The organism is Collimonas sp., assembly GCF_044339385.1.
Lineage (GTDB): Bacteria > Pseudomonadota > Gammaproteobacteria > Burkholderiales > Burkholderiaceae_D > Collimonas.
Genome location: NZ_JBIIVN010000175.1, coordinates 1 through 4,998 on the forward strand (window position 1 = coordinate 1; position 4,998 = coordinate 4,998).

The 4,998-nt window shown below is 57.2% G+C and carries 5 protein-coding genes and 1 tRNA gene; 4 read left to right on the plus strand and 2 right to left on the minus strand.

What is annotated here, in order from left to right:
- Positions 1-169 precede the first annotated feature (169 nt).
- On the minus strand, positions 170-487 hold the full coding sequence (locus ACIQ0R_RS11180) for a hypothetical protein (RefSeq protein ID WP_395827319.1): 318 nt from the start codon (positions 485-487) through the stop codon (positions 170-172).
- A gap of 439 nt (positions 488-926) precedes the next feature.
- Positions 927-1,003, minus strand: a tRNA-Met gene (locus ACIQ0R_RS11185).
- Between the two features lie 175 nt (positions 1,004-1,178).
- Here ACIQ0R_RS11185 and ACIQ0R_RS11190 point away from each other — a divergent pair.
- The 4 genes from ACIQ0R_RS11190 to ACIQ0R_RS11205 all read left to right on the plus strand — a co-directional run bounded on the left by ACIQ0R_RS11190 (position 1,179) and on the right by ACIQ0R_RS11205 (position 4,646).
- Positions 1,179-1,751, plus strand: coding sequence for an NUDIX hydrolase (locus ACIQ0R_RS11190; protein WP_395827322.1), 573 nt, complete (start codon positions 1,179-1,181; stop codon positions 1,749-1,751).
- A 36-nt stretch (positions 1,752-1,787) separates the two neighbouring features.
- Entirely contained in the window at positions 1,788-2,516 is a 729-nt protein-coding gene (gene aat / locus ACIQ0R_RS11195; protein WP_395827325.1) for a leucyl/phenylalanyl-tRNA--protein transferase, read from the plus strand.
- A 255-nt stretch (positions 2,517-2,771) separates the two neighbouring features.
- Positions 2,772-3,497 carry an arginyltransferase gene (locus tag ACIQ0R_RS11200; protein ID WP_395827328.1) on the plus strand — a complete coding sequence of 242 codons (726 nt, stop codon included), beginning with the start codon at positions 2,772-2,774 and terminating at the stop codon, positions 3,495-3,497.
- A gap of 105 nt (positions 3,498-3,602) precedes the next feature.
- Complete coding sequence (locus tag ACIQ0R_RS11205; RefSeq protein ID WP_395827331.1) at positions 3,603-4,646, plus strand: quinone-dependent dihydroorotate dehydrogenase; 1,044 nt, start codon at positions 3,603-3,605, stop codon at positions 4,644-4,646.
- Positions 4,647-4,998 lie beyond the last annotated feature (352 nt).

A 4,998-nucleotide genomic window follows, 5' to 3' on the forward strand; every position in this document is an offset into this window, starting at 1 on the left:
TTGGTATCTTCTTCATTGCTGGTCTTTCCAAAGGATCGTTGATTTTACGTTACCTATGGAAGACTAAATTTCGGGGGAAGCTCAGTGCGTTCTCCATCACCAGGCGGCTCAATAACTTGTCCATGATGCTACTGCGCCAGCGCGGCCGAGACGGCGACCTGGGCCACGGTCAGCGCCGCCGAGGCTGCGGCCTTGTTCGCAGGATCCAGGGGGCCGCGTTCACGATCTTGATGATGACTGGGAAAGCAGCCTGTACGAAGACTGCCACCGACGTGACTTCCACGGTGGCGGATGCAGCGGCAGCCGTGCAGACCTTGTCGACCAGCGCCGAGGCAGTGCTCAGGTCAGTCAGTTGGTCGGGGGTCAGGACGGCCTGCTGCGCCTGTAGCGACAGGATGGTCGGCTGGCCGACAGCGCAGCACAACAGCGATATCCCTGCAGTGCATGAGGCCTTGGAGGCATTCAGCCAAGACAGCACCGAAGACAACGCGGTTGGGCTGATCTGCGCAATCTTGAATGCCTCCCCCTACACAGCAGGCCGCGCTGCAGGGCTGGAGGAAGCGGCGAAGATTTGCGGTGCCGTGAACAACCACGATAACCCGATGACTGCGCGTGATTGCGCCGATGCTACGCTACCCGACTCAGGGCGACCGGCGTTTCGGAAGAGGATCGGGCATTGCCTCTGGGACACTCGGTGAGGAGCATGCCGTAGCACTACGCGGCTGGCACTGTCGAGCACCTGGTCGAACAGGCCAATAAGGTCGAGTCCACACGGAAGAGGATGACTATCTTGCGCGTGGTCAACGCGCTGAAAAGGTCACGCGGAAGTCACGCAGTCCGCTTTTTAAGAGTCACGCAAAAGCAAAAGGCCTCTAGTGCGCGCACACTAGAGGCCTTTATATGCAAGGCTTTCGCCTCAGAGCATTTGGTTGCGGGGGCAGGATTTGAACCTACGACCTTCGGGTTATGAGCCCGACGAGCTACCAGACTGCTCCACCCCGCGTCTGAAGAATGAAAGTATATCCGGTATTGCAACGCAATGCAACAATTCCCTGCGATGGCGTTAAGATTACGCAGTGATACACTCTCAAAAGATTGCTGTCCAATATGAGACAACACTCCCATTCAACGCGACGAGGAACACGGTTCCTGGTTGTTCCAACTACTTATCGGTGTCTATGAAATTTTGTTCCGAATGTGCGCATCCCGTCTCATCGCAAGTTCCGCCGGACGACAATCGCGTGCGCTTTGTGTGCAACAACTGCGGCGCCATCCATTACCAGAATCCAAAGATGGTGATCGGCTCGATCCCCGTATGGGAGCGCGATGGCGAGTTACGCATACTGCTGTGCAAACGCGCCATCGAACCGCAATACGGTTACTGGACCCTGCCGGCCGTTTTCATGGAAAACGATGAAACCACCGGCGACGCCGCGTGCCGCGAAACACTGGAAGAAGCCGGCGCGCGGATCGAACTGCATGAGCTGTTTTCTCTGCTTAACGTGCCGCATGTGCATCAGGTGCATCTGTTTTATCGCGCCACCTTGCGCGATCTGGATTACGCGGCAGGCGCTGAAAGCCTGGAAGTGGGCCTGTTCAGCGAAACGGAAATCCCGTGGGATGAAATCGCTTTCCCGGCCGTCGACATCACCTTGCGTGCGTTCTTCGCCGACATCAAGCGCGTCAGGCAAGAAGGTAGCCAGTTTCGCCTGCATACGCAAGACGTGCTCAAACCCATGCGTTCCAGATAAGCGCGGCCTGCGACCAGCCATCCAGCGAGACGTGCAATGATTCCATGGCTTGAACTGAATAGTCCCTTTCCCGATGTCAGCGCAGCGCTGACCGAAGTCGACGGTGCTGCCGGGTTGCTGGCGGCTGGCGCCGACCTGTCGCCGCGCCGTCTGCTGGATGCTTACCGGCACGGCATATTCCCTTGGCTCTCGGAGAACCAGCCGATTCTCTGGTGGAGCACAGACCCGCGGATGGTTTTAAGGACCGATCAGTTTGTCATATCGTCCAGCCTGCACAAGGTCTTGCGCAAAGTGCATCGCAGCATGGCCAGCGACCGCCGCTGGCAAGTGCGCTTCGATTTTGCGTTCGAACAAGTCATGCGCGAATGCGCCGCTCCGCGCGGTGATGAAGGCGGCACCTGGATTTCTGAAGATATCGTGATCGGCTACCGGGCCTTGCACCGACTGGGTTATGCCCACTCGTCGGAAGTCTGGCTGGACGGCAAACTGGTCGGCGGCGCCTATGGCGTCAGCATCGGCCAGATGTTTTATGGCGAATCGATGTTCACTAGGGTCAGCGACGCCTCCAAAATCGCGCTAGCCTATCTGGTGCACTTCTTGCGCCAGCATGGGGTGAGCATGATCGACTGCCAGCAACAAACCTCTCACCTGGCTTCGTTAGGAGCGGCACCGATTCCGCGCAGCCAGTTCCTGACGCATCTGCGGCAGACAATCGATCATCCGCAAATCCATCACTGGCGGCCATTGCCACTGTTTGCAGATTGAATGCGACATACTCACCAGCCGGCCGCCGCCCCGTGTAGCCCTGCCATGCAGAATTCATCAAGCCAGACAAAACGTCGGTCTGTGTTCCCGTGGATGCTGGCGATGCTTATGCAAATCGGATTTCAGGTGTAAATTATGACTATCTGGCGCGATCTGAATTGCCAGCATCAAATCCGCGCCGGGCGCGGCGGATCGACGCAGTCGGTTGATGCAGTCAATTGCCACCGCGGCAGACTCTACATATTCGGAATGGACATGACGCACTTAAAAGATCTGCCTTTTTCGACGCTCCAGTTTTATGCCACTGCACCCTACCCGTGCAGCTATCTGGATCATCGTCAGGCGCGTTCACAGGTGGCGACGCCGTCGCACCTGATTAACGCTGATGTGTACTCTGAGCTGGTCAGGAATGGCTTCCGACGCAGCGGTATTTTTACTTACCGGCCGCATTGCGACGGCTGCCAGGCTTGCACTCCGGTACGCACACTGGTTGCTTTGTTCCAGCCTAACCGTAGCCAACGCCGCGCCTGGGGGCGCCATAGCAACCTGAGCACGCTGGTGACCAATCTGGCCTATGTGCACGAGCATTATGACCTGTACCTGCGCTACCAGAGCGCACGTCACAGCGGCGGCGGCATGGATCAGGACAGCCGCGACCAGTACGCGCAGTTCCTGCTACAGAGCAAGGTGAATACGCGCCTGGTGGAATTCCGCGACCAGCGTGGCACGCTGCGCATGGTCAGCATCATTGATATCCTCAATGACGGCTTGTCATCGGTATACACCTTTTACGACCCGGATATGCCTGGCGCCTCCTACGGCACTTACAACATCATCTGGCAAATCAGCCAAGCCAGGCAGTTGGGCATGCCTTACGTGTATCTTGGCTATTGGATCAAAGAGAGCCAGAAAATGACATATAAAATTAACTTCCGGCCGCTCGAAGCGCTACGTCAAGGGCAATGGAGTGCGTTAGAATAGTTGCTTGCTACTGACTCGCATATTTCGCGTTGCCAACCCGTCAAGCAGCAATATCGCCCCGCTTGATGGCCTTACCCTCACCCTTTACCCAGCCGCCAAACCATCGTGTCAGCCAAAATCCTGTACGCCTTCGCCCGCCCCGCCCTGTTCTCGCTTGACCCCGAAACCGCCCATAACCTGACACTGCCTGCGCTGCGCAGCGCTGCCGCCTTGCGGCTTACCGCGCTGCTAGGAAAAACACCGGCCGATCCGCGCACTGTGATGGACATCACCTTCCCGAATCCGGTTGGTCTGGCGGCAGGCCTGGACAAAGACGGTGCATATATTGATGGTTTGGCGGCGCTGGGTTTCGGCTCTATCGAAATCGGTACCGTAACGCCGCGCGCGCAACCCGGCAATCCGAAGCCGCGCATGTTCCGCCTGCCAGCCGCCAACGCCATCATCAATCGGATGGGCTTCAATAACGGCGGCGTCGACGCGTTTGTCGCCAACGTTCAGGCCTCGCGCTTTTTCCAGGAACGGCAAGGCGTGCTCGGCCTCAATATCGGCAAGAATGCCGATACCCCGATCGAGCGCGCTGCCGACGACTATCTGCACTGCCTGCAAAAAGTCTATCCATACGCCAGCTATGTGACCGTCAATATCTCCTCGCCAAACACCAAGAATCTGCGACAACTGCAAGGCGCATCCGAACTGGACTCGCTGCTGTCGCAGCTCAAGCAGGCTCAGCAAAAACTCGCGGACCAGCACAAGCGCTACGTGCCGATCACATTGAAGATCGCGCCCGATATCGATGCTGAACAGATCAAGACGATTGCCGAAGCGCTGCTACGCCATCGAATTGACGGCGTCATCGCCACCAACACCACTATCAGCCGCGATGCCGTGCGCGGGCTACAGCACGAGAGCGAAATCGGCGGCCTGTCCGGCGCACCGGTGCTGGCGTTGTCGACCAGAGTGGTGCGCCAGTTGCATGGCGAACTTGGCAACGAAATTCCTATCATCGGTGTCGGCGGCATTTTCAGCGGCGCCGACGCTCAGTGTAAATTCGCTGCCGGGGCTTCGCTGGTCCAGCTATACAGCGGACTGATCTACCGTGGCCCCGCTCTGGTGCAGGAATGCGCATCGGCATTGCGCTTAAAAGGCTGAATTCGGCCGGCACGCCTGCTTCATTGAATTACACCAGGCTCACTAAAGGCTTAACACAACAGACCTCGGCTTCAGACAAAGAAAAGCCCGCTGACCTTGCGGTGGCGGGCTGAATCCGAGCCTAAAGAGGATCGGAGGAGACGAGTCACATCCTAAGGCCAATATATGACAACTACATGACCGGGATGAAAGTTAGAGTCGGTTCTCGATTCAGGCAGTCTTCAGAACTGAGCTTCCCCCGAAATTTAGTCTTCCATAGGTAACGTAAAATCAACGATCCTTTGGAAAGACCAGCAATGAAGAAGATACCAAAACAGATGTACACGGCGGAGTTCAAGGAGCTAGCCGTGCA